Raw genomic sequence first — 25,693 nt, forward strand, 5'->3', positions numbered from 1 at the left:
GCATCAGTATATTCATTTTTCTGCGATAAGCCCATTATGCAATCGGACTCATCGCAGATTTGACTTTTTACTATATTGAATACTGCCTTTCGAGGTATTCCTCAAAGGATTTTCTCTTGATTACCCTGCGACTTCCTATCCATATCACAAAAGGACAGTCCTCCGATTCTGACATCTCATATATCTTATTGGCACTTATCCCTGTGTAAATTGAAGTTTCCGTTACCGATAAAACAGGTTTTAACCAAAGCGGGATGTCATAACTTACAATTTCATATCTTTTCTTAGACATTCTGACACCCCTTTTCTCTTGCGTTGTACTGTCTTTCGGTAATCACATAATCCCAACCGGTTTGATTGCATTTATCACAATGGTCTTTGACCTTAGCAAACGGGTCAAGGCGACGCACGATATAATCGGGATTGTGAATATAATCTTTCAGGCACTTTTGGCAAAGGCAACGGATATTTTCTTTCTTTTCTTCCTTATAAATCCAAAGTCCGAAAGTCTTTTTAAGCGTTATATTTATCCGCCTTAAAAGCTGCTCATCTTCAATCGTTCCGATGTAATCTCTGAGTTCATCTTTGTTTACTGTCTGAAGTTGCTCCAGTAGAACCATTGACGGCTTCTTGAGTCCAAACTCCTGACCGAGCAGGATATGTGACGGCAGGTATCTTTTCTTGATAACGCCTGTTACAGCAGCCACAATAATTGTTGGTGCGTTTCTGTTATAATCATCTGCCTGAATTACAAGTACCGGTCGTGTTCCGCTTTGTATCGAACCTGTTCGTGTTCCGAAGTCGTAGTAGAATAAATCCCCACGGCAAATTGTTTTTTCTTTCATATGTAAAACCTCACATTTCTAAATATTTTGAAGTGTCATTCGTATCCGGAATGAAATAACCCCTTCACTCATTGCACAAAAGAGTTCATTTTGGACACCCAAAATCAGAGGTTCTCATAAAATTTCTTAAAATTTTTCTTTGCCGCTTCAATAGATTTGCTGACAGAACTGTGATAAGTACCTTCTTCTACGGCTATTTCACGACAGCTCTTTCCCTCAATGACAAACTTATACAATCTTCGTTCCTGAGCTGGTTTCATCATTGAAAGCACTATTCTAACTTTCTCAATTTCACGCAGACGCTGTAATTCTTTCCTCTCTGCAATTTCTTCTGCTTCTCTGAGTTCAAATGGGTCAACAAAATCTAAGAATGCTTCATTATGGAATTGCTCAAATAAATCATCTTCATAACAAAAAGCATCTAAATGTCTTGCATCTCGCATTTCACATCTATGAGTTTCTCTGTTATCGTCAATAATCACTTTTCCCTGTGCCATAGACAGCAGGACAAATGGAGTATATCTGCTGATAATATCTGGATATTTATCCCACAGTTCTTCTTCGGTAAGTTCGGTAATAACTGCCCATTTCTCTGTGCCGGTATATCCGTCATATTCATATTTGAGGTTCATAAGTTTACAATCTCTTGCGAAAAGTTCTTCCTGATTATTTAATTTGTTGTTCTTTGTCATTTCCGTAATCTCCTTGAATTTGAATTTTTGAATTGGTTTGAAATCAAAAATTCGGAGATTACGGGTATTTAGCTATCTGGCACTGCCATGCGTTATAAAACATAAAAGTCCTTTCCCAAGTAAGGGAAAAGACCTAATACTGCACGAAGCATAATCGAATAAAACAGCAACAAAAAAAGCACCGTCGAATCTGGACAGCAAAGAATACTTCTATTCTTCACTTATCCGGCTTCGTACGGTGCTTGGTAGTTTAGCAAATAAATTGCTTATCTCCGCTTACTCGATTAGAAATCGTTTCGATATTTACTTGTAATCTTCATCGCCTGCAATTCCTGCCATATCCGTTCCTACGGATTCTTCGGAAGTAAGCAAGATTTAAAATGTGGACATTCTTGCATTTCTGACACTTCACACTCAAATGTCCGGTTGCGTCTGAAAAAACTCTCTGTATCCTGAACCCGCAAGTCGGGCAGAGAATATCACGCTCTTTCAGGCTTTCTGCTTCTACTCTTGACAGAAGCAATCTCTTTTGTATTTCAGGTGCTACCTGAGTCTGTAACCTCATTGCGAAACACCTCCAAGATTTAATTCATTGGAAATGTACTCAAGGATATTGTGATACTCAAATAGTCCCATATCTCTCAATCTGATAACCAAAGCTGTATAGGATACTCCGATATAAGCTGCCATTCTACGGATAACTGCTTTATCCTTTGAAGTGATGGTATTATCGCCATAAACTTTTATCGGATTTGACTGATTATATTTCGCCAAGGCATTTTCAATAATTCTTCTCGGCATAAGAAGCGAAGCTCCCATTGTATCTGCCTGCCACTCAACAGACGCAAACATCTGAGCCAGTTCCTCTTTGGAATAACTACGCTCACTGTCATACTCTGCATGAAAGCGTCCTTCACTCGGCATTGCATACATCTTACTCAAGATATGATGTGACGCTTCGTGTGCCATTGTAAACCTGCGACGTCCCTGCTCCTTTTCAGCAAGAAGAAATTTATCAAGTACGATGGTATCTTTCGGGAAAACAAAGGGAATAATTTTTCCGTCCTGATGTACCAGCAGTGGTGTTGCTCCATCTGCCAGAAAACCAATCCTGCCTGCATCATCTTCTGCGAAAGAAGCGTATTCAATTCGTAACATAAGAAATTCTGTAATGAAATGTTCTATGTCGATGGATTGAATCACTCGATTGCTAAACTTATTAGCATAAGCTGTTATCAAGCCTTCGCTGATTTCTTCCAACTCGGCTCTTGACATATAAATACTCAAGTTGTGTCCACCTCCGACTCCACCTTGTCCGGCGGTGCAACTCCTCCGGCAAAGTTCTGTTGTATTTCCGCACTATCCAAATTGATTAGATAGCGAATTCCTTCAAGTGTTCTCATTCGTCTGTCCTCTGCTATAGTTCTTTGATGATGTGACAAGCCACACCCTGAATGCAGCACTCATCTACAATGATGTCTTTCATCTTCTTATTTTCCGGATGGAGAATGATTTTCTTATTCTCATCATCTCGGAAGTAACGTTTCAATGTATTCTGATTATCCACAAGGGCAACTACTATATCGCCCTCATTGGCTTCTACCTGCTTTTTGACAACCACAAGGTCGCCGTCATCAATCCCTGCTTCAATCATAGACTGACCGCTTGCTCTTAATATAAAGAAATCTCCTTTGCCGAAAATAGCAGCAGGAAGTGATACATATTCTTCAATATTTTCTTCCTCATACTGAGGACTACCACAAGGAATAGAACCTACAATCGGTGTCTGTGTCTGTTCGCCACTGTACTTACGGGTCACATTGGTACTAATCTCCTGCCCGTCGTACTCAATCATATTCTTCTCAGCCATCTCTATCAAGTATTTGTATGCTGTACCTCTGGCAATACCAACAGCTTCAGCAATTTTTGTAGTCGATGGGGATTGTCTGTTTTGCAGGTAATAATCCTCGATATACTTTTTTATTTCACTCATAAGTTCAGGACTCTTGCTTCTCATACCTGCGCCTCACTTTCTTTTCTATCGGAAGCAGTTTGCTTTCGATAGTTTTATTATACCTGATACGAAAAATTTTTCAAGTAGGTTTTTCGTAAAAAAAAAGAGGTGTCGCAATTTGCTAACACCTCTTCATTCTTTAATATTGACTTTACGCTTTATGCAGACCATACACATAAATGCAAATCTACACTATTCATTCTCTTTCATATCTTCAGTAGCTTTTGTAAGCATTTGTTTGTATTGCTCTTTCAAGCTTTCCGGTGCAAGTATCTGTACCTTGCCATTAAAGCCAAACACCCAACCGAAAAAAGTCGGACTGGCTGATACTTCGGTCTGTATCCTGAAAGAAGTCATATCATACGCAAGGATTGTCACATCTTCTCCGAAACGGTCAACCATTGTTTTCATCAGACTGTTATCACATCGTAAATCCACAAGGACTTTCTCGCCTGAGAACATAAAGAATACTTCCTTTGTGTAATTCTCAATATCAAAATCATCAGGCATAGGAATAATATCCTTATCCAGTATCTCCGGCTTGGAAGCAATACGGTCTACCCTGAAATTGATAACCTTGCTTTTCTTCTCAGAGTATCCGAGAACATAATAATAGTCCCCACACCAGAGAAGTTTATACGGGCTCAGCTTATAAATCTCGCCCTTGTTCTTCAGAACCTTTTTCTTTAATCCGGTATAATCATAATACTGAAAAGAAATCTGCTTGCCTGCATTGATGGCGTCGTTTATAGCGTCGATGATGTAATATATCTGCTCATTATCCGGCTTAATTCGATTGACTACATAATTATTACGCTTCAACTTTGCCACCTGCCCCGGACTGGTCATCGTATGTATTTTCTCAATCAGCGTTTCGCTTTTCTTCTTTGTAATGAACTTCGATGACTCTACTGCATCTATCAGCAGTTTCAGCTCCGGCAGTTCAAACTTTCGGCTGGCTACAAAATACTTGCTCTGCGTCGAATGAATGGTTACAATATCCAGTCCATATTCCACAAGAGCTGCTATATCCTTCGTTATGGTTGTCCTGTGAGCAGAAATCCCAAATTCCTCATTCAAAATCCCGATGAGCTGCGTTGTAGAAAGCGGGTGTTCTTCATCAGTACGCTCCAACAAGATTTTCAGTAGATATAGTATTCTTGGTTTTGCTTCCATACATTTATCCTTTCTCGAACAGACTCACCGCAAATTACAGTAAATTTCACCCGATTTCTTTTAAAATACCCATCAGTACAAAACGAGCATTGTCATATTCATAGGAACAGGTAGACAGTGTAAGCAGTCTGTCCTCATCGGATACAGTTGTCCCGGAGGTAAACAAGGAATTATCCAGCGCTGTTTTCAGCAGTCCACTACGTTCCTCTTTCGTTTTCTCAAATTCATACACCTTTGAATCTGACGGTGTAACATATCCGGCGATCAGCTTCACTTTATAATTCTGCTTTGGTGTGAGCAGATACAAAACAGAATGTTCTTCGTAATATTCCTGCTTACTGTATTTAGGCAGAGAGCCGAACATCGTGTTGTTTTTCATATTATGACCGTAGATAATGGTATGCAGATCAGAACAATCGGCGGCGTTTCGGTAATCAATAAAAAGCGTTCCCGCTATATTCCAAGTACCGTCAAGCAGTCGGCGAAGATAATACTCGTTATCCTTGCTCTGTACTACCGGATAGTTGATTTCGGTATCCGGGCAATAGAGCCAAGCAATAATGTCCTTGTTTTCTTCCTGCAAACGCTCAAAGTCTACCGTAATTGGTGCAGTTTCAGAAACAGGCTTTATCGCAGATTCTGTTTGTCCATTCTCCGTTTGCTGTGTTTGTGGTGCGGTTTCTATCGCTTTATCAATCAGCACATCATTCTGTCTTTGACTGTCCTGTGTTTCTTTCCAATAATCATAAATGTGATATGCAGATAAAGAAAAAACAGTTATACATACAGATAAAATCAGGATTTTCCATACCTTTTTAATAGCGTAACACCGTCCTTATTTGTCTGCTTTTTTATCATGCACCTTAGTCAGCTCATAAGTTCCGCCGATTGTTCCTTCGCCACCGATGAGGGTGAGGGTATCGCCTTTGACACTAAACTCATAGGTTGCGTCATGTGCCGATTCGTTCACAAAGTCGATATATAGCTGATTGTCCTTGATTTCATAGGTAAAATCATAATCTGCAAGGGTGAGGAGCATTTCACCGCTGCCTTTGCCGTCAAATTCATAGGTAGTGTTGCTATCTAAATCCCAGGTGCCTGCAAGTGCGTCTGTCGCACCCGAACAGCCTTTTACAATCAAAATAATGGCAACAATAATCACAATCAGCAGGACAGAAGCACCGCCGATCAGCATACGGCGCTGGTTCTGTTTTTTCTTTTTCATTCTATTTCTAGAAGCGATTCGTTCCGACCGAGTTAAAGGTCTTTCCGAGTGCCTTTGCTCGCCGGGACTGATAGGTTGATAGTCTTGCATCGCTTTCTCCAATCTAAGCAGGAAGGCGGTAGCGGGAATCCCCGTCACCGCCCTTTGCTTAAAGGTCTATTGCTGACTTATTCAGCGTGTTCTTTTTTCTTTTTGTTGTAAGCTGTTATTCCCGTAACGCCAGCTGCCGAAACAAACAGCAATGCAAACCAAAGGAATATATTGCTGTTATCTCCGGTCTGCGGAGATTTTTCGCTGCCATTGGTATTTCCGGGCTTTGTTGTGTCATTAGGCTTTGTTGTGTCTGTCGGAGCAGTCGATGTTCCTGTTGCAGGAATTTCAACTGCCGAGCGTTTGTAACCGCAGATCTTGCATTCTTCATGCTTGGAACCCTTTTTGGTTGCGGTAGCTTCCTTGTCAACAACCCACTTGAAGCTGTGTGCTGCTTCATCCTTCTTATCTCCGCAGTTGCACTCATGCCAGTGATTATCTGCATTGGATTTCCATTCAGTACCATAGTCATGAATATGTCCACTACCTGCTGTTCTAACTGTCAGGTTAGCGTTTGCCTCACCGTCTGTGTAGACAAAGGTGATTGTATGACTTCCGTCTGTCAGCGTACCGAGATAACTTGCTTTCAGGGTAAGAACGGTAGAACCGGAAACGGCGGTATAATTGCTGGAATCAACAACTGAGCCATCCACCTTAATTCCCGTGAATTTTGCAAAATCACCATTGCAGGTAATTGTCACATCACTTCCACTTGCCTTGTTATATATCTGGTTATCTCCGGCGATGATTTTGAGTTCTGTTCCCGTTGAAGGAATAGGTTGTGTTTCCAATACACGATGACAAACCGTACATTCTTTATGCTTTGTACCGGCGGTGGTAGCTGTTGCAGGGGTATCTACAATCCACTCTCCTGCGGTATGAGCCGATTTCGTGCTTTCGATAATCACGCCACAACCTGCAACTGTACATTCATGCCAGTGGTTAGTATCATCAGACTTCCATTCTGTGCCTGCGGTATGTCCGGGAGCCGGAATCTTCACACTGGTTTTATCGGTAATTTCTACCGATCCTGTTGCATCTGCGAACCACTTGTCACAGCCATCGCAGGTGTAGTATGCGGAATTGCCCGCAGTAGTGCAGGTGGCAGCTTTCGCAGCAACCAAAGTCAGATTGTGAGTGTGCGGTACAGTTTTGTAATATCCGCAGGTGTCGCAAACATTGTCAGAACCGTAATCGTGAGCCGCTTCGTCCTTTTTGTCGTGGCAACGAGAACATTCATGCCAGTGGTTAGTATCATCAGACTTCCATTCTGTGCCTGCGGTATGTCCGGGAGCCGGAATCTTCACACTGGTTTTATCGGTAATTTCTACCGATCCTGTTGCATCTGCGAACCACTTGTCACAGCCATCGCAGGTGTAGTATGCGGAATTGCCCGCAGTAGTGCAGGTGGCAGCTTTCGCAGCAACCAAAGTCAGATTGTGAGTGTGTTCTTCGTTTTTATTTTTGTAATAATATGTAACAACCGTTCCGTCCGAAACAATAGGCTTATTCAAGCCGTCAACCTTTATAAATTCATAATCATAAAGTGTTTTTGCCGGTGTTAAATCAAGCTTTGTGCCGTATGGCACGGTAAATGTTCCGCCGGCAGTGTTTGGAATTTCAGAGCCGTCCTCAAATTTATACTGAATTGAAACGGTTGTGTAGCGCTGTGTTTCCGTATTGTCGTCTGCAAGCACATTTCCGTTTTCATCGAGCACCTGAAATGCCACGGTATCGCCGCTCTTAAGCTGTGCATCAGACGGAATTTGATAAATAAGCGAGCAACTCTTTAAGCCTGAATTAAAGTCGCTTTTGATGTGATCCAAAGCACCGAGCGGCCAGAAATTTGCCTTATCATTCCAAACAGGAATGTCAAAGGTTTGTACTGTTTGAAGCGGATTCCCCGATGAATCGGTCGCAACGCTTCCGTCGGAGTGCTTAATCCACATTTTGAATTTTAATTGTCGTGCATTTTTATCTGAAATGTTTTGAATAACAGTTCTAAGCTCGATTTTTTTACCGTTCATATTAGTATTAAATCTGCTTTTGCTGTTGCCGCTCAAAAGTCGGTCATTGCGATTATATGTGTAATTATAATATGAACTTGTTTCAAGGTCGGTAAAATCAGACGGCTTTGAGTAAGCGCCCGTATATTCCTTAACCTCGGGAGTTGCAACATAAAGGTCTACATCCTTAACAAGCTGAGACATTCGCTTGAAGCCCTGCAAACGGCAAACCTCACAGAATTGATAGTTTGTGTCTCTCATTATGCACTCATAACTTGAAACAAGCATTTTTGAGCCGTAAGCATTGCGGCAGGTATATGTGTTTCTAAAACCTAAAAGCTGTCGCCATTTTATCTTTTCCGGGTCTTCAACCGAGGAAAGATTGAGTGATTTAAGTTCCTTATCGTCAAGCAAATATCCGTTACTGTATTCATCACCGAGACCGAGCAAACCGTGTCCAAACTCGTGTGCAAAAGTTTTTGACGCACGATAACTGTCTGATGGCGAAATGAAATAATGGAAGCCGTATTCACGGTTATTATAAGCACCGCCGAAATCTGATTTTGTGTTTACAACCATAGCGAACTGAGCAATATAATCGTGAACATAATAATAAGGCTCATATTCCGAACCGGACGGAATTGTGTTTGGATCACACTTTTTTTTGATATGAGCATCGTGAATTTTCTCGATAAATTCAGGACCGATACATCTCTCAAAAATATGATTTTTCCACTGACTTCCGTGGAGATTATTAGAAATAACAGGCGAATTATATTTGTCGACTATAACATCAAAGAAGGTGCTTCCACCATTGTCAAAAGTCGATTCGGAAGCTGTGCAAAGAGCGTAAACATTGAATCTGTCGGCATAACTGCGATACGGTTCATATTTCATAGCGTCCTGCCAAAGTCGTTTGACATCATTGATGAATTTGCCCTGCTGACTTTTTGTGTATCCCTCGCCGCAAACGACAACAACCATATTTTCCGTGTCGCTGCGTGTTTTTTGGATGGTATAAACAGGGATGGTAGGATTAGAATATTTTCCGTCATTTGAATACCACGGGCCGAGGGTGAGCTGAATGCTTTGCTCGGTGCTGACATTCCAATCGGGATTTGCGTCCTCGGCAGGTTCCGAAATTGTATAATCATCCTCTTGCTTATTTGGAGCAGAGCCGATATAAGGACTGCTTTGTGAGCCGCTGCCGGAAGTTGTAACAAAATATTCGGAATCGAGATAAAATGCAGGTCTTACGCCCAAATCGGAATACCACGGAGCATAACGACCGACCTGACCCGATGAACTGATATAACGCATATCGTGATTGCAATCGGTAACAGGAGTGCGAAGCCAATAAGGCCAAGCCATACCGTCATTATTATACGCAACATAATAACCTTTGAGATTTTTCCACACGGCATTAGCCTGCTTTACATCAAGAAGAAAAACCTTTTCGGTTGTAGTTTCAAAATATGAACTGTCGTAGTTTGCCACCGCTTCCGAAATATCGGTGTAGTATAACAAATCCGAATTTGCGTCTCCATCAACTATGCCCTTGTTGTATTCGGGATGAGAAACGAGAGAACGCTGGGTAACGGTTTTCATTGCCGCAATTTCAGATTTTGAAAAAGCGTTGAGAAAACCCGCTTTTTCGTTGTACGCTCCCACACCGCTTACATATCCGTCTTTCGGAGGGTTGCCGCAAAGCCAATCGACTTTGCCTTCAGCTGCGGTCGAATTTAACCAAGAACGCATATTGCTGTCTTTCCAATAGTTAGAACCGTAATCATCACGCTTATAGCTTCTGCTGTGTGATTTTGAATTGCTGTTGTCATTTGTTTTGGCATCATATGCAAGGGTGTCAACAATTTTGTCTGCAAGCATAAGCGGTCCGTTATTGTCAATGCTTACACATCGCCAAAGAATTGAGGCATTGTTATACACGCCCATTTTAACATAGTCGCCAACTTTAATATCGGGCTTTGATGCCGCCTGAATGGTCATCGGCAAAACGGAAATTGCCATGTACAATGCCAAGAATATTGCGGTTATTTTTTTCGTCATTAAGGAACTTCCTTTCTAAGCTATATATTTGCTTTTATTATATTGCAAGGTGTTATATGTGTCAATGAAAATCCAATTATTTTTGTTAATTTTACAGCCGACACATTTAATATTACACGAAGAAGAAAATCTTATTAAATATGCAAAAAGGCTTCTACCCAAAACAGGGCAAAAGCCTTAAAAATTATGCGATTTTTAGGTTTAGTTGCAAGCCAAGGGGGACTATTTCATCTGCCCGAAAACACGTTTTTGAAAAAAGTGTTGCAAAAGCGGTTGAACACAAAGATTTTCATATCCGATAAGCCTGAATTTTGCGGCGCAATCGGTGCGGGATTGTTTGCCGTTGACAGCGACAGATTGTTGGAAAGGCTCGAATGTAACGCCTTGAACATAAACCCGAAAAATCTTGTGATTTTAATCGGAACGAATGACATCGGCATAGGAGTTCCGACCGAGTACACCTTGAAAAATATAAAAGAAATTTTGCAAAGAACGCAGACACTTTGCTCGAATACCGCCGTAAAAAGCAGTATCCGGGCATAAAAAGCCTCAAAACACAAATGTTCCGAGGATAGCAGCAGGTTCAAAATTGAATCCGAATGTAATCGGATCACCGTTAAACTTACATTTTATGTTAATCCACGAATAACTTTCTCTGATAAGTCTGCTGAATAATATTCAGCCATACCTTCAAGTACGTATTCAAGAATTATGCCTTTTGAGCCTTCGCTAATGTTTTCGTTAGCGGATATAACCTTAACTCCGTTTTTTCTATTGTCCATTTTTTACGGACTTGTTCAAAATCGAATTCCATCCTTTTTGTATGTCTTATCACTTTTAGGCTTGTATGAGAATTTTAAGAAATGTTTTTTAAAATCTTTGATTTCTTAACAGTGCTTACGGTTGCCTGAATTATCGGACCGGAGAGCAAAACGGTGGCAATTGTGCAAATTCCGAATTTACCGCCGAGCAAAACGCCGATAATTACCATTATAATATCAAGAACCATTCGTACGATTTTGATTTTCCACCCGTTTTTTTCGGCAAGCGAAAATGTGACTGCTTCATATGAGCCCCTGCCGAAATCAGCGGCGGAGTAAATCCCCGTTCCGAACGAAAATATAGCAATGCCAAGCAGCATTATAACAAAATTAACCGCTTTAATATCTGTATAATGCTGAATTTTTGTGAATACATCTACGAAAAAACTGTAAATGATTTGGTAAAGAATTGTGCCGATATTGATTTGTTTTCTGTCATAGAAAAGGGCAAAAATTATCATTGCCACAGCCACAATAAGCGACGATGTGCCGATTGACATACCTGTCACATTCGTCAGCCCTTGCCACAATATCGCAAGTGTTGCGCCGCCGAAACCTGCGCCTATTGCAAGCGTAATTCCGTATGCGGATATTATTGATCCGATAACGATCATCAGCGTTTTTGTTGCATATTTTTTGAATTTCATATTATCACCTAAAAAAATAAGACTGTAAACTCTGCTGTTGTGTTCAGAAACAGCAAAATTTATAGTCTTCATCAGCCGAGACAGCTTTATTTTTTTGATTATACACCCGAGCTTTTATAAAGTCAACGGTTATAAATATGATTTTCTGTATTCGCTCGGAGTTTTGCTCATTTCAATTCGTGTTACGATTTTGATTTGAGCGATGTCTCTCAAAAGTCTCAGTCATAAATGCCCCCAATCGCACTAAAATGACTTTGAACACTATTCTCTGACGAAGGCGAAGGTGCTTTGTCAAATGTTCTGAGTATTTCTTCAATTTCTTTTTCTTGTTCGTCCATTTGATTTCTCCTTGTTCGATTTCTTTCCGAAAATCGGCAAAGCGCTTTTTTGCCGCCTTTCGGAAAGGGACTTCCGAAGAAATCCTTTTCGTAAGGAAAAGGCGGCAGCGGAAGCTCCGCTACCGCCATCCTTAAATGGTTAGCTATCTGTTATTTCTTTGTTGTAACAGTCTTAGCTTTTGACCAGCCTGAATAAATCCTTATGGATTTGCCGTTAATCTTAACTGTCTTATAGGTGCGAACTCTTACATAATACTTTTTCTTGCCCGAAAGCTTTGAAATTTTCTTTGATACTGTTGTATTCTTGCCTACTGTTACGGTCTTAGCCTTGCTGAATTTACTTGAGGCACTGTACTGTACCTGATAGCCTGTTGTCTGTGTAGCCTGCTTCTTCCACTTTACTGTAAACTTCTTTGAACCTGCTGTAAGTGAGGAAATACTTGTTGCCTTTGGCTTGATTGTGAAATAAAGCATCTTTGTTCCGCTGTATTTACCCTTAAAGGTAATCTTTACTGCGTACTTGCCAACATACTTTCTGCCTTTTGCATAAGACACAGTATAGTCAGTATTCTTAACAAGTGTCTTTCCTGTTCTGTCCTTAACAATAACCTTAGGTGTTCTAACCTTTCCGTTATATGTTAATGATGTTGCTTTAAGCTTTATGCTTGATGCCTTTGGAATTACTGTTGTTGAAAGAGTTTTCTTACATACCGAACAGTAATTTACTATCTTGCCGTTTGCTGTTGGGGTTGCCTTTGTTACGGTTTGCTTTGTGGTGTGGGCAATCTTAGCAATATTGCCCCAAGATGCAAGGTCGGTTATTTCCTTTGTACCGAGTACATCTTCATAGAACTTGCCACAACCTTCGCACTTGTAGTATGCTTCCTTACCGCCCTCTGTGCAGGTGGCAGCTTTCGCAGCAACCAAAGTCAGATTGTGAGTGTGCGGTACAGTTTTGTAATATCCGCAGGTGTCGCAAACATTGTCAGAACCGTAATCGTGAGCCGCTTCGTACTTTTTGTCGTGGCAACGAGAACATTCGTGCCAGTGGTTTGTAGAATCGTATTTCCAATCAGAACCATATGCATGACCGAGAGCAGTATTCATCGCTACGAAGGCATCTGTTGTGCTGATTGCACCGCAGGAGCAGCTCTTGAAATATACTGCGTTGCCTGTGCAGTCAGCAGGGGTTTTAAGTGCTTCCGGTTTTACAGTTTCCTGATTATAGGTGTGCGTATGTGGAGCGTTCTTATAGGTCGCTTTCACACTTACTGCACTTGCAGGCATAGTAAATGTTGTGGTTGCGCTGTTTGCGTCCGCAAGGGTGATGCTTCCGCTTATAACTTCCCACTTATCAAATACCTTGTCGGACGGAGCCGCATTTGCAGTCAGGGTAACAGCTGTACCTTCTGCCGCTTTGCTGATTTCGCTTCCAGCGCCAATTGTCGCTTTACCGTCTGTAACGGTGATGTTGTACTCTATTGCTTTGTATGTTACAACAACGGTTTTGTTTTCGTTCATCGTAACATTCAAAGTATTGCCAGATACAGATGTTGCAGTACCGTTCACCGTAACGGTGTCGATTTCATAGCCAACTTCAGGGTTAAAGGTAATCGTTTCGGTTGAGCCTGCCGTCAGTCCGGTTTTGCTTGCGGAAATCGTTCCGTGACCGCCGTTTACGCTTGTTGTGAGGTCATAGGTCGTAACCGGGATCGGCTCCCAAACTGCGGTTACGGTAGTGTTAGCAGTAACGGTAATCTTGTCGCCAGCAGCCTTTTCAACACCGCCAACGCTCCAAGCCTTGAACTGCTTACCGACAGGAGCAGTAAAACCGTTTGCAGGGAGAGTGTATTCGCCGGAAATATCGGTTACATCTGCCATTGTGCCTGTACCGCCGTTAGCGTCAAAGCTTACGGTGTAGGTCGTGGGCGTGGTACCCTTTGGCATATAGGTAGCAACGCAGTTGGTAGTATCCGTAGTATCCTTGTGGGTGTCGTATGCAGTGGGATCAAAGCTCGCAGAGGACGGAAGAAGCGGCGAACCCTGCACACCGGCTTTCTTCCACTTGACCGTCATCCCGCCGACCTTCGTCAAGGTCAAAGTGCCCATAGAATTAATGCCATAGCTGTAAGCCTCATCGCCTGCCTCGTGTACATCGATCTGAATCGTGCCATCGGTGTTGATGGTTACACCCGTATCGCTATAAATGCCGTTGCAGGTGTCTGATCTGCTGGTACTGTTCGGCGTCTTGCAGGTGATGCCCACACTTGCGCTGTCCAAAATGGAAACAGCCTTGCTCGATTTAATGCCGAAGCTTTCTTGATCTGTAGCTGTCGCTACGGCGGTGATCTTCACATCGGCACTGCCCGTGATCGTCACGCTGTTCGCGTATCCATTAATGCCGAACACAGGTCTCGTCGAGTGGGTCATATCGATCGTGAGATTACCGTTGCTGCCGCTGTCTGCGGTGATGGTAATACTGCCGGCTGCGCTATTTCCTTGGATTCCTACTTCATTGGTCGTAGTCGTAATGGTATTGTCGCCGATCAGCTTGATGATAAGATCAGCTGCGGGGGCACCTTGTAACACGATGCCTGTTCCTTTATAGCCGTTCAGCGTCAAAGTGCCGTCCTTATACCATGCGACATAGCTCGATGGCTCCGTGTTTGAATAGTTGGAGTCCGTTGCGCTGTTGCTCGCAAGATACTTCCCGTCACCAAGGGATACTCCGTTGACCTTAACATCATTATAGGTTGCCGCCAGCGCCGTGGTTGGGAGCACACCGACAATCATCATGACCGCCAGTAACAGCGACATGAATTTTATTTTTGTTTTTCTCATTTTCATGATTATGTGTTCACCTCAATTTCTTATTTTTTCGGTATTTTAGATTGTTTGCGGTTCCCGGTTTTACGGGAACTTTCGGTCGCTACACGATAGAGGGATGAGGCTCGTTGCCACACCGATGGAAATCCTCGCCTCTTTTCGGCAGTTTGAACTTAAGTGACTCATTACCACAAGTGTGGTCGGGATCAAAGGCAAGTATCCTTGATCTTTCCTGCCGTTTTCGCTGATGTAGCTTTTTTAATTTTATCTGCCGTAAACTTTTCCCCCCCTTCTTGTCAGATAAAGCGATTTTCCCGCAGAGATAAATTGCCGTTACAGCGTATCAATTACCGCCGAAAGATAGGTGGAAGAAACAGAGCCGTAGATGAAATTGTCAACAAGCCCGTCCTTCTTCGCCTGACGCACCTTGTCCGCCAGCTTCTTTTCGGTATTTTCATCCACCACAAGAACGATTTTGCAGTTCGGGAGTTGTGCTTTTACTTCATCTCGAATTTTCATGCGTTCCTCAAGCTTCCACGGAGTATAGGCGGTGACCTCCATAATCAGAACATTCGCCTGTATATCGAAACACATCTCGGTTGTTTGCTCCGGAGCTTCGCTTTGATAAACGCTGAAATCCGAATCAAAATTTTTTAGTGCTGAAGATATTGCATCGGCAAACAAGGCGTTCTGCATATCCACAACCACTCTGCGCATGATACCACCTCCCAGTATAATACGGTATAATATTTCTATCGTACTTTTATTATACAAAGCGATTTCCTGACGCACATCACCCATATGGGTGATTTTTTAAAGTTTTTTTCAAAAAAATAACCCCGACCTCAGATGAAGTCGGGGAAACGGTCTGCCTGTATTCAGATTTCTTCTTGATCTTCGGGAATACTCGGAATAATAAAATTCTTGTTGGTGACCGCTATGGCAAGGCGGGTTTTATTGGCATAGCCCGTTCTTTGCAGAATGTGGGAAACATGAGTTTTTACCGTGTTGACAGACACATTCAGTTTCTCTGCAATCTCACCGTATTCCAAGCCCTCACATACGAGCCTCAAAACCTCAATTTCTTTGGATGTAAACTCTGCACTGGTTGCAAGTCCCAATTTTACCCTCGGTGTTTCACCCGGAAAAAGGTGTTCGCCCGCCATTGTGCGGTCGATTACATCGATCAGTTCTTCCCGGCTTAAATCCTTATACCAAAAACTGTCTGCTTTGGCGTCTTTGGCACGCTCAAGATAACTTACCTCAACCATAGAGGTTACAATAATAATTTTTATATTCGGAAACTGCTGTTTGATTTCGGCGGCAGCATCAATACCGTTCTTACTGCCTTTTGTGCAGACATCCATTAAAATCAAATCAATCGGCTGCTGCTTACACTTTATAATGGCAAGTTCCGCACTGCTGATACTTGCCGCAACCTCATAGCGGCCGCTGGCGGCAAGTATTTGTTCCATATTGTCACGAGGCATTCTCTGGTCATCAACGACAAGCACCTGCATCATTTACATACCCTCCTTTGCAAATGGTACTGTTACGGTCAAGGCAAACACCGGCGATGACTGTATTTTTACAGTACCCTGCAGATTTATAATATAGTGTTCCATATTCTTCAGTCCGCCTTTCGGCACAATCTCTCCTTTGGGAACGGTTCCGTTGTTTGTAATGCGCATAGACAGGCTGCTGTCGTCTTGCCGTATGTCAATCTGAAGTTCTGTTGCCCCCGCATGGCAAACACCGTTGGTAAGACATTCCCTCATAACAACGATAAAGGCGTTGTAAACCTCCGTCTGCTCGGGCATCTCTCCAGTCAATATTATCTTTACACCAATTGCATCTGCATCGTGCATAAATTCCGCAAGTTCGCTTCGTTCCAGCGGATTTTCATTATCAATTTTCATCATATTTACAGCTTTTCTAAACAGGCGAATAGCCTCCACAATGTCTTTAGTCGTCTGCTTGTGCTGTAACATTCTGCGCACGGCAATCATGCCTGCGCCCATTTGATCGTGCAGCTTTGTTTTCGCCGCAAGAACTTCCTTCTCCTTAGTCAAGGTCAGAACATTATCCGAAAGGAACTTTAATTTAAGAGAAATCTTCTTGAGCTGTTTTGTCTGTGCTTTTAGCTGCAGATTTTTTTCATAAAGTTTGGTTACATCAAAAAAGATGGTTTCCGTATACTTGCCGATGCTTGGCGCAGTTACCTCGGTCTGTGCATAACGCCACACCGTTCCGTCAGGAAAAAGGTAAGTCTGTCTTTCATCGGAAAGTTTTATGACGCCGCTTTTTCCGTCACATTCTTTGAGTGCCTGCTGTAATTCATTGAATGTTTGCAAATCGCTTTGTGCCAAGGTTCGAAACAGGCGATGCATTTGAAAATTACACAGTTTAACAATACCTGATGGAGCAAAATAGCAAACAGCGCTTGGCAGGGTATCAAAGGCTTGTTTGATTGAATTACGGCCGAGTCCTCGGTTTTTCTGACGAAAAAGAGCAATTGCACCGAAAATGAGAAAAACTTCTATTATGCCTGTAATGCACCACAGCGACCACATAGGAAGCGGCAGCAAGGTGCGATACTCTCTGCCTTCCCGAATTTTTGAAAAACTCTCTGTCAAAACAGACAGCAGGGCAAACAGTGCCAAATATATTCCTGCGTTCAGGACTGTAATCCACCGTTTTCTGCTTCGGGTAAGAGACACGATAAAGCAAAACAAACTCAAAACCAACGAGAAAAACAGACATACCAATAATACCGATTGTTCCGTTGAAGCAGAGTTATAAAAGGTTGTCATAACTGTTCACCCGCCTTTCCTATTCTCAGCGTAAAGCACCATACGCCATCCTCAAAGAGACAGTTTTCGCAGGACTCTGTAAAGTCCGCAAGCGGGCAGCTGCTCTCCACTTCCAAACGAAAGATAACGGAATCGGCAGCACTGCGTGCTTTCATCAAGACGGATTGCAGGTCATCTATGGCGGTCTCTATCACTTTCTCGAAAAAGTCATATACCCGAATGGCGTCCTCGACGAGAATTCTGCTGCCGCCAGGAATATCCATCGCACAGTCTATATCCATAAGTTCCAAATTGGCAAAGGATTCCTCCATGCAAAGCGACAGTTCCGCCGTATCTGTAGTTTTTGACTGTTCACCGATAAAGATTAAGTTGCCGCAGCGTTTTATGTAGGCACCGATTACGGCGATTTTTGCAAGCAGACTGCGGCGTTTTTCATAATCTGACCCTGCATTGTACTGAGAAAACAAGCGCTCTAACAAATCAACTTGTTCTGCTGTCTTGTCCTGCAAAAGGTCATACAATCGGTTCTTTTCCCGCAGTGTTTTGATTTTCAGTTTAACACGATAGTTTTCCTGTTCCAGATAATTGCTTTCTGCAATCGTCTCGTTGTTTTCCTCAAGCCGTTCAAGCAGTGCGGTAATCTCGGTAATATCCTCCTGCCAAAACACATGACCGCCATCAATGGGATGGCTTTTCAGTAATGTATTTTTATCAAGGCTGACAGCGGCGGTTTCCGCTTTTTGCATTATTCCTTTTGAAATCTCAGGGGAATTAGCAGAGGTGTAACGGATTTGATAGTCATTATCGGTAATTTGTGCACCGAAAGTTCCTGCTTCAAAGAGTGCCGCATACCCTGTATTGGTGGGAATAAGCCCCACCTGAATACAACATTCCAACATTCCAACAAACATAAGACACTGCGCTGCCGTGATGTCTCCGCCGATGATTTGCATCCACTCTGCACCGCTTGCATAGATAACCGCATACACGATGGAGCAGGGCAGCACAAGTACAGGCAGATATTTTTTACGCTGTGCCAATCGGCACTTGTACAGCGTGATCGCAAAGGCGGTCAGTGCACAAACGACCACCCAAGCGATGATAAAATAATAGCCAACCGCATATGTATAGGTTCCGCTTTCGCCGATACAAATTCCTCCTGACGGAAAAGAAAATACAAACTGATGCAGGTCATTGGTCAATACCAGCAGCACGCAAAGCACGGGGGGGAGATATAGCAGCAGTTTTGCCCATATCGGCAGACGGAATGTTTCTGATTTACCGAGATACAGGGAAACTGCAGCAAAGAGAAGCGGTATGAAAAGCATCGGGACATAGTAGCCGTACCATAAATGCCGTATCACATTGGGAGAAGCGACGAAATGATATTTCAGCGTTCGCAGCATAAACCAAAAAACAGCCAAAAATGAGACACCGACCATATAGCGTCGTACAGGTGCATAAAGGATACGCCTGTAAACAGAAATTCCCCATCCGATATACAGGGCAATATAGATCAGCGAGCGGGCGATCCCACCCGGAACTCTCAAGATATCAAACTTTCCCAAAACTCGTAAAACGACAGCGCAGGCGATTAAGGCTGCAACAACGATTGCAGTATAGTACTTTCTGTTTTCCGATTTTGCCACACAAGCCACCTCACTTTTTCTTTGCTTGATAGGGATTATTTGTTGGTTACATAGTAACCAACAAGGGGATATCCCCTTGAAAATTTTTATTTTCCCTTACCTTTCGGAATTAGGTACATTTACTCAAATTAAAGTATAGCATAAATAGTTTTCAATGTCTGTTCCGCTTCTCCTGCGTGGGTAGGATTAAGCCGTGCGAACTGCTCCTTGAAAACGTTAATTAAGATATTGGTATCAGGGTCATATACTGTGCCTGCCATATCTTCAGTTATTTTCCCGAAATAGGTATAACCAAGGCGTGTCAAATGAACCATTGCTGGCATTTGAACACGGGTAGCTTCGTTAAACATATTTTTCTTACCACTTGCCGCCATCTTCAGACCTCCTCATATCATTCGTCTAATATGACTTCACATACATCGCCAATATCACAATGAAATACTTTGCAAATTCTCATAAGCACATCAAGGGATACTGTTTCATTCTTATTTAATTTTGTTGCAACAGACGATGAAATCTCCGCAGCACGCATTAAATCTTGTCTTTTCATTTGATTATCAATCATAAGTTTTTGAAGTTTGTTGTAGCTTATTCTCATCTGTAACGCTCCTTCGTATTCTCCGTTCCTTTTGGTTACAGTTACTCATTTAACATTATACTATGAATAATCTATTTTTTCAAGATATAGGGATTTATTCGCAACTCCTATCCGACAAGATGTCACTTTTTACAAACACCTAATACAATTCTTTTAAAGAATAATAAACCTAGATTGAAAAATTAAACCTGTACTTTGACAACTGAAAATGGCTAAAAAAGTCTAATTTACTTTTGCAATGGCTTCTTCTGGCAGACATGATATAGTTAAGATATCGATTGCTATCTGCTAGAAAGGGGCAGATATGACTTATTACAAAAAAGAAGGACAGATGGATCTGTCTGACAGGATTGCGATAGAAACCGGAATTAGCAGTAAAGATTCCTTCAAAAAAATAGGAAAACTACTCCATCGTCATCCGTCAACAATTGCACATGAGATTAAAGAAAATCGTACATTCATTCCGGGTAACTATTTTCTAAGAAAGGACTGCAGATTTGTAAGACAGTATGTACAGCATCACGTTTGTGGAGATGAGTCCTGCGAAGAAAACTGTTGTAGATGCCGAAGTGTGGACTGCCAGAAATACTGCGGTAAATATGTATCCCGGGCATGCCATAAATTCGAAAAGCCTCCATATGTGTGTAATAACTGTTCAGAGAAAAAGCTTTGTTCAAAAGACAAATATATTTACAGTGCAAAGCATGCTGATGCAACTGTCACACGAAGACGAAGCGAAAGCAGACAGGGAGTTCGCATTTCTGATGAAAAGAAATCTGAAATGGATGAACTGATTACCAAACTTGTTAAAAAGGGACAGCCTCTTACCCACATATATGCTGAGCATGAAAATGAAATACCAGTATGTTTGCGGACTCTCTATAATTACATAGATGATGGTGAGTTGACAGTCAAAAACATAGACCTGCGTAGAAAAACCGGGTATAAGAAACGAGGAAAAGGGTATCAGCCACCTCTTGGATTTGCAAATATAGAATTCCGCCAAGGCAGAACTTACACTGATTTTGAGTATGCGATGAAAGTAAAGTATACAGAAGATGAAGTGGTAGAAATGGATACTGTAAAAGGTGTGAGAGAACAAGGGAAAAGGCTTCTTACAATGATATTTAGGAAGAACAATGTAATGCTACTTTTTCTTATGCCAGATGGGAAAGCAGAATCTGTAAAAAGAGTGTTTGACTATCTTGAGTCAGGGCTTGGAATAGAAGTATTTAGAAGATTATTTCCAGTTATATTGACTGACAATGGCAGCGAATTCAAGAAAGTTGATGAGCTGGAGCTTACAACTGATGAGGACGGCTTTCTGATTTACAGAACAAGTCTTTATTACTGTGATCCAATGGCTTCATGGCAAAAAGGATGTATCGAGAAAAACCATGAATTTATTCGTTATGCGATTCCTAAAAAGAAAAGCTTAAATTCTTATAATCAGGATGACATCACTAAGCTCATGAATCACATCAATAGCGTGAAACGACCTGGACTTGGAAATAAAAGTCCATATGAGTTGGTTGAGGAAGATGATGAAGATTTTCAAGAATTAATGAGATTTTTAAAAATGCACCTCATCCCGCCAGATGAAGTGCATTTGATGCCAGACTTATTTGTTAAAAAGTAATTAAAAGACTTAAATGCAGGTAGTAATCGATTGTCAATAGGTGTTATTAGACGGGTCGCGTTTACTTTTGCATAAGAATTAGCCAGCCGTCTGTTTGCTATGCAATTTTTGATATACCCGCTGTCTGGAATATGCTAATTATAGCACCTTTCAGAAAGAAGGCACAACAATATAAGTCGAAATTGGGGGCGAAAATCGATTTTGTGTAATCAGACGATATTTCAGTCAAGTTTTAGTTTTTCATTCAAGGAAAGAATAATAAAAAAGAGATGCCGAAGCACCTCAATTATACATTCTATTATTAACATTCAATGCAATCATTGCTATGACCTTTTCTATCGGCGGCTCTTTTCCGTCCGGTGCAACTGCTTTCCAAAAAGCGATTGCTTCCGGTTCAGCACTTTTCATTGCTTCCCGAATGGCAAACTGCATTTCCTCTTTTACTGCTTTTTCGGTTGTTCCATTTTCTTTCGCTATTTGTCTGAAAATGTCGTTCACTTCTACTTCCTCCTATGTCTATTAGTATGTGTCTATCACTGATAGTTGTTGTTATAGCATATTCTCTCTGTCGAAGTCCCGAAAAATTTGTCGATAGCAGAAATTTTTTATACCGAAAAAAAGAAAGCTCGTCGATTAGGACGAACTTCTGTGTTTTATGGAAGTATTTGCTTTGACTGCTTCACAAGTGTATCTATGACTTCATAAATTCTGTTTCTATCTTCAGGAGCAAGTTTTTCAAGCTTCTCATTCAGCATTGAGTTCTTGACTGTATATCCCGTTTCCAGAACATCTGTAAGAACCATATCCGATGATACACCTAAAGCATTTACTATCTTTATGAAAGTTTCGAGTGACGGAATTTTCTCTCCACGCTCAACCATACCAATATAATTTGTTGTCAAATCTGTTTTCTCAGCCAAATCTTCTTGGCGTAATTTCCTCGCAAGTCGGAACTTTCTTATATTCTTGCCGATTGTATCGAGCTTCATCACATCACCTCCCTTAGTGTGTTTCCATAACTAATAGTATAGGTTAAGTCGATTTCAAATCACACGCACCCAAAGGAAGTTAAACCAACTATTAGTGATGATTCCCAACTATTTTTATGTTATACTACAAAAGTAGTAATTCATGATTGTTAATGGCGAAAGACAAATCACAACCCAAGAGCCAAGTCAAACAATCTCCATAGAAGAAACTTAGGGGTAAAAAGGAATGGACGAACAAAAGATAATATTCAGTAATCGGTTTGAAAAAGAGAAATTTGAGGATTACAAAACAGATTTGGGAACTGGCAACACAATCACTCCTGACTTTACGGAAGCTGATGATTTTTTGAAATTCATACAGAAGAACCGCAGAAGTGTTCCAAGTAAAGAACGAATTGCTGATAAGGACAAATTCATCAAGACCGTTTACGAGTTATCCAACAGCTTTGAAATTGACGCTGACCTGATAGAATTTGCCGAGGGATATATCGCTAACATCTATGTAGATTATGCCTGCTACACTGGATATATCAAGAAGCTGTTAGCAATTCTTTTTATCCTTGCCGATGATATTTCCTTTTTAGACGGCAGTAAAGAAAATGCCGATATGCTTTTCAGCTTCACTTATCACACACACCATATTTTCCTGAATAACAGAGAAACAACCGATTTCTCATAATGTACCCGATGGCTACTCAACTGAGCAGCCATCTTTTCGATTTTCCAGACACCGTCTGGAATTTTTAATATGCCGGAATACCGTATCCATAGATATTGCTGCTTCCGACTGCGTACTGTCTTTGCTTGCAGGCGTCGCCTGAGTTACCCTCAACGGTATAAACTGTGCCATTCTCACATTTCTCTACGATACCAACATGGTCTGTTGTACCATCGCCCTCCCAATCGAAGAAGATAATATCTCCTGTCTTTGGTTCATAAGTGCGGTTTTGCCATTTTCCGTTTGACTTAAACCAGTTTGCACCGTCCACACAACCTGCAAATTTCGGAACAAGTCCGCTTTCAATATAACCGCATTGGTCAGCACACCAAGATACGAAGCAGGCACACCATTCCACTCGACTGTTAAAGCCATACCAACTCCAGTAAGGTTGTCCGCCCTGATTGCCTAGCTGTGTCAAGGCAACCTCAACAATCGCCTGATTACCTCCGGCAGTAAAGGCTCGTCCATACGGATAGTACCTCAGAACGTGAGCGACATACTGCGTATCTCCATAACTGCTCCACCCAAGTCTGGAAGCCTGCATTGTCGAAAATTCTACTGCATTGGCATAGGAATATCCACCGTAATTTGTTTTTGCCCAAGAAATATACCCATTACCGAAGTTGTAGCCTTGCAAGGCAAGTTTGATATGCTCCATATCAATCGGACTTTCCACCTCTGCCGAGGTAAGAGCCGCTTTCAATTCCTGAACACCACACTGGATAGAATATTCAGGGTCTTTAATTCCATTGGGTTCGTGCGGATACTTTGTATTGAAACTGCCCTCTGCTGCCTGCATTGGGTCAAGTCCTCTGCCGCCGCTTTCCTGCATCATAACCGCCTTGATAAGTTCTACATACTCAGGAATGCCGTACTCTTTGGCATACTTCTGTATGATAGGTTCATAGGCTTCTACCTCTGCACTTACCGGAGTATAGGAATTACTGTCACTTCCTCCTCCGAACATTGCTACGGCAGCACCAAACAACACGACAATCATAATAATCAACACTGCTATCCAACCGCCTGCGGCGATTGCTGCTACAAGTGCTTTTGTCCCTGCAATAATTGCTTTGACTGCCGCAACAGTAGCTTTCGCTGTGGCTTTGACGGTATCTGCTGTGGCTTTTGCCGCTTTCTTTGCCGCCTGAGCCGCTTTCTGTGTTGCTTTGGCTGTTGTTTTTGCTGTTTTCTGTGCTATAACGGCAGCTTCTTTTGTGGTCTTAATAGAAGTCTTTGCCGTTTGTTCAGCAGTCTTAACCGACCTTTGAACAGTATTGGTTGCACCTTTCGATACGGTCTTGACTGTCGTATTTCCTGCCGACCTTGCAGACTGTTTAATTGTTTTCTCCGTACGCTCCAGAGTTCGGATGCTCTGTTTTCCGACAGGATTGACCGATTGTTTTTGAAGCTGCTTCTCTGCACGCTTGGTCTTGAAATTCTCAATTCCCCTTTTGGCTTTCTGATAATTCTGTCTTGTTTCACGCACACCCCATCTGCCGACTTTATCCGCACGGTATGCCGTTTCGTGAACAGTCTTATCCGTTGCCGCTTCGATTTTATCGGAAGCATATTCCTCTGCGGAATTTTCCGAAGCGTTGGTGGAATGTTCTGCCTTATCTTTCGTCATCACATAGGCTTTCTTCATTCGCTCCGTGGCAACTGCTGCCTTATTTATGGTCTTGATTGTACCTTTGCTTGTATCTCTTGTTTTTATATCAGCCATCGGTTTCCTCCTTTCTCGAAAAATAATAGAGAGTGGGGTTTAATCCACTCTCTTAGCGACAACAACAAGCCTGCCATTGCTTCTTGAATATTCACAAGTAGAAAGAGAAATCAGCTTGTCGCCATACTCTGCCGATACTCCGGTATCATACAGAGAAAGTTCCTTGCACTTAGCAACATACGCATCAAACTCTGTCGCATTTTCTGCGTCCGTAAACTCATAATACTTAAAGCTATCGGAGCTGTTTGTATAAACAACCGTCTTAAAGACTGCAATCACTTCATACTGGTGTCTGTCCGTCAGTGTATCAAAAGTAATATCCTTATGTTCTTCCCAAAAGCTTTTATTTCTGTACTTCATCAGTCCCGTAAACATAGAACCGTCATTCATGTGGTGTCCGTAAATAATGATGTTGTCTGAAGGTTTCTGCACATCACAATTTTCCTGCACATATGGACAGCCATAAGCAGAATAGGTCTTATCAAACTTGTGCTTCAGGTAGAAGTTCGGCTCATTTACAGACTGCACGACCGGATAGTTGATATTGGTATCCTCAACCTTTATCCAACCCACCATATCCTCATTCTGCCGATAGAGTTCAAGATATTCCGCAAGATAGTCCTTATCTTCCGAAAACGTCACGCCCTCATTTTCCTTTGGCGGCTCGTCCTCCACAATCTCCGCAAGGTTATCATAGACTTCATTCTGCTTGGCAGAGTCAATGTGATTACGGATAATAAAGAAGGTGCTTACAGACAACACTACCGTAAACACCACTGCAATAATAATATAGATTTTTCTGCTCATTTTC

The 25,693-nt window shown here is 41.9% G+C and carries 24 protein-coding genes; 3 read left to right on the forward strand and 21 right to left on the reverse strand.

The genetic code is table 11. The annotated features are described in order from the left end of the window. Window positions 1–70: 70 nt before the first annotated feature. The 9 genes from GQF29_RS06220 to GQF29_RS06265 form a co-directional block, all read right to left on the reverse strand. On the reverse strand, window positions 71–292 hold the full coding sequence (locus GQF29_RS06220) for an excisionase (RefSeq protein WP_002587855.1): 222 nt from the start codon (window positions 290–292) through the stop codon (window positions 71–73). After that, on the reverse strand, window positions 285–845 hold the full coding sequence (locus GQF29_RS06225; RefSeq protein WP_008789354.1) for a type II toxin-antitoxin system PemK/MazF family toxin: 561 nt from the start codon (window positions 843–845) through the stop codon (window positions 285–287). Before GQF29_RS06225 ends, GQF29_RS06220 begins: the two co-directional genes overlap by 8 nt. 104 nt (window positions 846–949) lie before the next feature. After that, entirely contained in the window at window positions 950–1,537 is a 588-nt protein-coding gene (locus GQF29_RS06230) for a hypothetical protein (protein WP_008789353.1), read from the reverse strand. A gap of 561 nt (window positions 1,538–2,098) precedes the next feature. Next, window positions 2,099–2,824, reverse strand: a complete 726-nt coding sequence (locus tag GQF29_RS06240) for an ImmA/IrrE family metallo-endopeptidase (protein ID WP_008789352.1) — start codon at window positions 2,822–2,824, stop codon at window positions 2,099–2,101. 130 nt (window positions 2,825–2,954) lie between these two features. Continuing rightward, the gene (lexA, locus tag GQF29_RS06245; protein ID WP_233523979.1) at window positions 2,955–3,530 is read right to left on the reverse strand and encodes a transcriptional repressor LexA; all 576 of its coding nucleotides are present in this window, start codon (window positions 3,528–3,530) and stop codon (window positions 2,955–2,957) included. Between the two features lie 213 nt (window positions 3,531–3,743). Beyond that, window positions 3,744–4,727: a helix-turn-helix transcriptional regulator gene (locus GQF29_RS06250; protein ID WP_008789350.1), complete on the reverse strand. Its 984-nt coding sequence runs from the start codon at window positions 4,725–4,727 to the stop codon at window positions 3,744–3,746. A gap of 46 nt (window positions 4,728–4,773) precedes the next feature. After that, entirely contained in the window at window positions 4,774–5,547 is a 774-nt protein-coding gene (gene srtB, locus GQF29_RS06255) for a class B sortase (protein WP_083807000.1), read from the reverse strand. 15 nt (window positions 5,548–5,562) lie between these two features. Next, window positions 5,563–6,042, reverse strand: coding sequence for a DUF5640 domain-containing protein (locus GQF29_RS06260; protein ID WP_008789348.1), 480 nt, complete (start codon window positions 6,040–6,042; stop codon window positions 5,563–5,565). Between the two features lie 77 nt (window positions 6,043–6,119). Next, a complete protein-coding gene (locus GQF29_RS06265) occupies window positions 6,120–10,115 on the reverse strand; it encodes a M64 family metallopeptidase (protein ID WP_160340763.1) in 3,996 nt (1,331 codons plus the stop codon). 186 nt (window positions 10,116–10,301) lie between these two features. On the opposite strand from GQF29_RS06265, the gene GQF29_RS06270 reads away from it, so the two are divergent. After that, window positions 10,302–10,658, forward strand: coding sequence for a GDSL-type esterase/lipase family protein (locus GQF29_RS06270; protein WP_008789346.1), 357 nt, complete (start codon window positions 10,302–10,304; stop codon window positions 10,656–10,658). A 313-nt stretch (window positions 10,659–10,971) separates the two neighbouring features. Here the strand turns inward: GQF29_RS06270 and GQF29_RS06280 are convergent, their stop codons facing one another. From GQF29_RS06280 to GQF29_RS06315, 8 genes are all read right to left on the reverse strand, one after another. Then, complete coding sequence (locus tag GQF29_RS06280) at window positions 10,972–11,583, reverse strand: YczE/YyaS/YitT family protein (protein WP_008789344.1); 612 nt, start codon at window positions 11,581–11,583, stop codon at window positions 10,972–10,974. 488 nt (window positions 11,584–12,071) lie between these two features. After that, window positions 12,072–14,768, reverse strand: coding sequence for an InlB B-repeat-containing protein (locus tag GQF29_RS06285; RefSeq protein ID WP_160340764.1), 2,697 nt, complete (start codon window positions 14,766–14,768; stop codon window positions 12,072–12,074). Window positions 14,769–15,080: 312 nt separating this feature from the next. Next, window positions 15,081–15,464, reverse strand: a complete 384-nt coding sequence (locus GQF29_RS06290; RefSeq protein WP_017144065.1) for a hypothetical protein — start codon at window positions 15,462–15,464, stop codon at window positions 15,081–15,083. Between the two features lie 161 nt (window positions 15,465–15,625). After that, a complete protein-coding gene (locus GQF29_RS06295; RefSeq protein ID WP_008789339.1) occupies window positions 15,626–16,270 on the reverse strand; it encodes a response regulator transcription factor in 645 nt (214 codons plus the stop codon). Continuing rightward, on the reverse strand, window positions 16,271–17,560 hold the full coding sequence (locus GQF29_RS06300; protein WP_008789338.1) for a sensor histidine kinase: 1,290 nt from the start codon (window positions 17,558–17,560) through the stop codon (window positions 16,271–16,273). After that, entirely contained in the window at window positions 17,557–19,209 is a 1,653-nt protein-coding gene (locus GQF29_RS06305) for a histidine kinase N-terminal 7TM domain-containing protein (RefSeq protein ID WP_160340765.1), read from the reverse strand. The genes GQF29_RS06300 and GQF29_RS06305 overlap by 4 nt, the downstream gene beginning before the upstream one ends. 128 nt (window positions 19,210–19,337) lie before the next feature. Further along, complete coding sequence (locus GQF29_RS06310; RefSeq protein ID WP_008789335.1) at window positions 19,338–19,583, reverse strand: type I restriction endonuclease; 246 nt, start codon at window positions 19,581–19,583, stop codon at window positions 19,338–19,340. 17 nt (window positions 19,584–19,600) lie between these two features. Further along, window positions 19,601–19,807 carry a helix-turn-helix domain-containing protein gene (locus GQF29_RS06315; RefSeq protein ID WP_008789334.1) on the reverse strand — a complete coding sequence of 69 codons (207 nt, stop codon included), beginning with the start codon at window positions 19,805–19,807 and terminating at the stop codon, window positions 19,601–19,603. Window positions 19,808–20,111: 304 nt separating this feature from the next. Between GQF29_RS06315 and GQF29_RS06320 the strand changes: the two genes are divergently transcribed. Continuing rightward, entirely contained in the window at window positions 20,112–21,446 is a 1,335-nt protein-coding gene (locus tag GQF29_RS06320; protein WP_008789333.1) for an IS30 family transposase, read from the forward strand. A 282-nt stretch (window positions 21,447–21,728) separates the two neighbouring features. Here GQF29_RS06320 and GQF29_RS06325 read toward each other — a convergent pair whose 3' ends face one another. Both GQF29_RS06325 and GQF29_RS06330 read right to left on the reverse strand, forming a co-directional pair. Continuing rightward, window positions 21,729–21,944, reverse strand: a complete 216-nt coding sequence (locus GQF29_RS06325) for a hypothetical protein (protein ID WP_002594687.1) — start codon at window positions 21,942–21,944, stop codon at window positions 21,729–21,731. Between the two features lie 155 nt (window positions 21,945–22,099). Then, window positions 22,100–22,435 (reverse strand): helix-turn-helix domain-containing protein, encoded by a 336-nt coding sequence (locus tag GQF29_RS06330; RefSeq protein WP_002594686.1) that lies wholly within the window; start codon window positions 22,433–22,435, stop codon window positions 22,100–22,102. 226 nt (window positions 22,436–22,661) lie between these two features. On the opposite strand from GQF29_RS06330, the gene GQF29_RS06335 reads away from it, so the two are divergent. Then, entirely contained in the window at window positions 22,662–23,114 is a 453-nt protein-coding gene (locus tag GQF29_RS06335; RefSeq protein WP_008118497.1) for a hypothetical protein, read from the forward strand. A 64-nt stretch (window positions 23,115–23,178) separates the two neighbouring features. Here GQF29_RS06335 and GQF29_RS06340 read toward each other — a convergent pair whose 3' ends face one another. Both GQF29_RS06340 and srtB (GQF29_RS06345) read right to left on the reverse strand, forming a co-directional pair. Further along, window positions 23,179–24,882: a lysozyme family protein gene (locus GQF29_RS06340; protein WP_008789332.1), complete on the reverse strand. Its 1,704-nt coding sequence runs from the start codon at window positions 24,880–24,882 to the stop codon at window positions 23,179–23,181. 39 nt (window positions 24,883–24,921) lie between these two features. Then, complete coding sequence (gene srtB / locus GQF29_RS06345; RefSeq protein WP_008789331.1) at window positions 24,922–25,689, reverse strand: class B sortase; 768 nt, start codon at window positions 25,687–25,689, stop codon at window positions 24,922–24,924. Window positions 25,690–25,693 lie beyond the last annotated feature (4 nt).

Source organism: Coprobacillus cateniformis (assembly GCF_009767585.1).
Classification (GTDB): Bacteria; Bacillota_I; Bacilli_A; order Erysipelotrichales; family Coprobacillaceae; genus Coprobacillus; species Coprobacillus cateniformis.

Excerpts from the sequence above, each read along its gene's own strand:
- GQF29_RS06220 (WP_002587855.1), bottom strand. The coding sequence starts at position 292 with ATGTCTAAGAAAAGATATGAAATTGTAAGTTATGACATCCCGCTTTGG.
- GQF29_RS06225 (WP_008789354.1), bottom strand. The coding sequence starts at position 845 with ATGAAAGAAAAAACAATTTGCCGTGGGGATTTATTCTACTACGACTTC.
- GQF29_RS06230 (WP_008789353.1), bottom strand. The coding sequence starts at position 1,537 with ATGACAAAGAACAACAAATTAAATAATCAGGAAGAACTTTTCGCAAGA.
- lexA (WP_233523979.1), bottom strand. The coding sequence starts at position 3,530 with ATGAGTGAAATAAAAAAGTATATCGAGGATTATTACCTGCAAAACAGA.
- GQF29_RS06250 (WP_008789350.1), bottom strand. The coding sequence starts at position 4,727 with ATGGAAGCAAAACCAAGAATACTATATCTACTGAAAATCTTGTTGGAG.
- GQF29_RS06260 (WP_008789348.1), bottom strand. The coding sequence starts at position 6,042 with ATGCAAGACTATCAACCTATCAGTCCCGGCGAGCAAAGGCACTCGGAA.
- GQF29_RS06265 (WP_160340763.1), bottom strand. The coding sequence starts at position 10,115 with ATGACGAAAAAAATAACCGCAATATTCTTGGCATTGTACATGGCAATT.
- GQF29_RS06270 (WP_008789346.1), top strand. The coding sequence starts at position 10,302 with ATGCGATTTTTAGGTTTAGTTGCAAGCCAAGGGGGACTATTTCATCTG.
- GQF29_RS06280 (WP_008789344.1), bottom strand. The coding sequence starts at position 11,583 with ATGAAATTCAAAAAATATGCAACAAAAACGCTGATGATCGTTATCGGA.
- GQF29_RS06285 (WP_160340764.1), bottom strand. The coding sequence starts at position 14,768 with ATGAAAATGAGAAAAACAAAAATAAAATTCATGTCGCTGTTACTGGCG.
- GQF29_RS06290 (WP_017144065.1), bottom strand. The coding sequence starts at position 15,464 with ATGCGCAGAGTGGTTGTGGATATGCAGAACGCCTTGTTTGCCGATGCA.
- GQF29_RS06295 (WP_008789339.1), bottom strand. The coding sequence starts at position 16,270 with ATGATGCAGGTGCTTGTCGTTGATGACCAGAGAATGCCTCGTGACAAT.
- GQF29_RS06300 (WP_008789338.1), bottom strand. The coding sequence starts at position 17,560 with ATGACAACCTTTTATAACTCTGCTTCAACGGAACAATCGGTATTATTG.
- GQF29_RS06310 (WP_008789335.1), bottom strand. The coding sequence starts at position 19,583 with ATGGCGGCAAGTGGTAAGAAAAATATGTTTAACGAAGCTACCCGTGTT.
- GQF29_RS06315 (WP_008789334.1), bottom strand. The coding sequence starts at position 19,807 with ATGAGAATAAGCTACAACAAACTTCAAAAACTTATGATTGATAATCAA.
- GQF29_RS06320 (WP_008789333.1), top strand. The coding sequence starts at position 20,112 with ATGACTTATTACAAAAAAGAAGGACAGATGGATCTGTCTGACAGGATT.
- GQF29_RS06330 (WP_002594686.1), bottom strand. The coding sequence starts at position 22,435 with ATGAAGCTCGATACAATCGGCAAGAATATAAGAAAGTTCCGACTTGCG.
- GQF29_RS06335 (WP_008118497.1), top strand. The coding sequence starts at position 22,662 with ATGGACGAACAAAAGATAATATTCAGTAATCGGTTTGAAAAAGAGAAA.
- GQF29_RS06340 (WP_008789332.1), bottom strand. The coding sequence starts at position 24,882 with ATGGCTGATATAAAAACAAGAGATACAAGCAAAGGTACAATCAAGACC.
- srtB (WP_008789331.1), bottom strand. The coding sequence starts at position 25,689 with ATGAGCAGAAAAATCTATATTATTATTGCAGTGGTGTTTACGGTAGTG.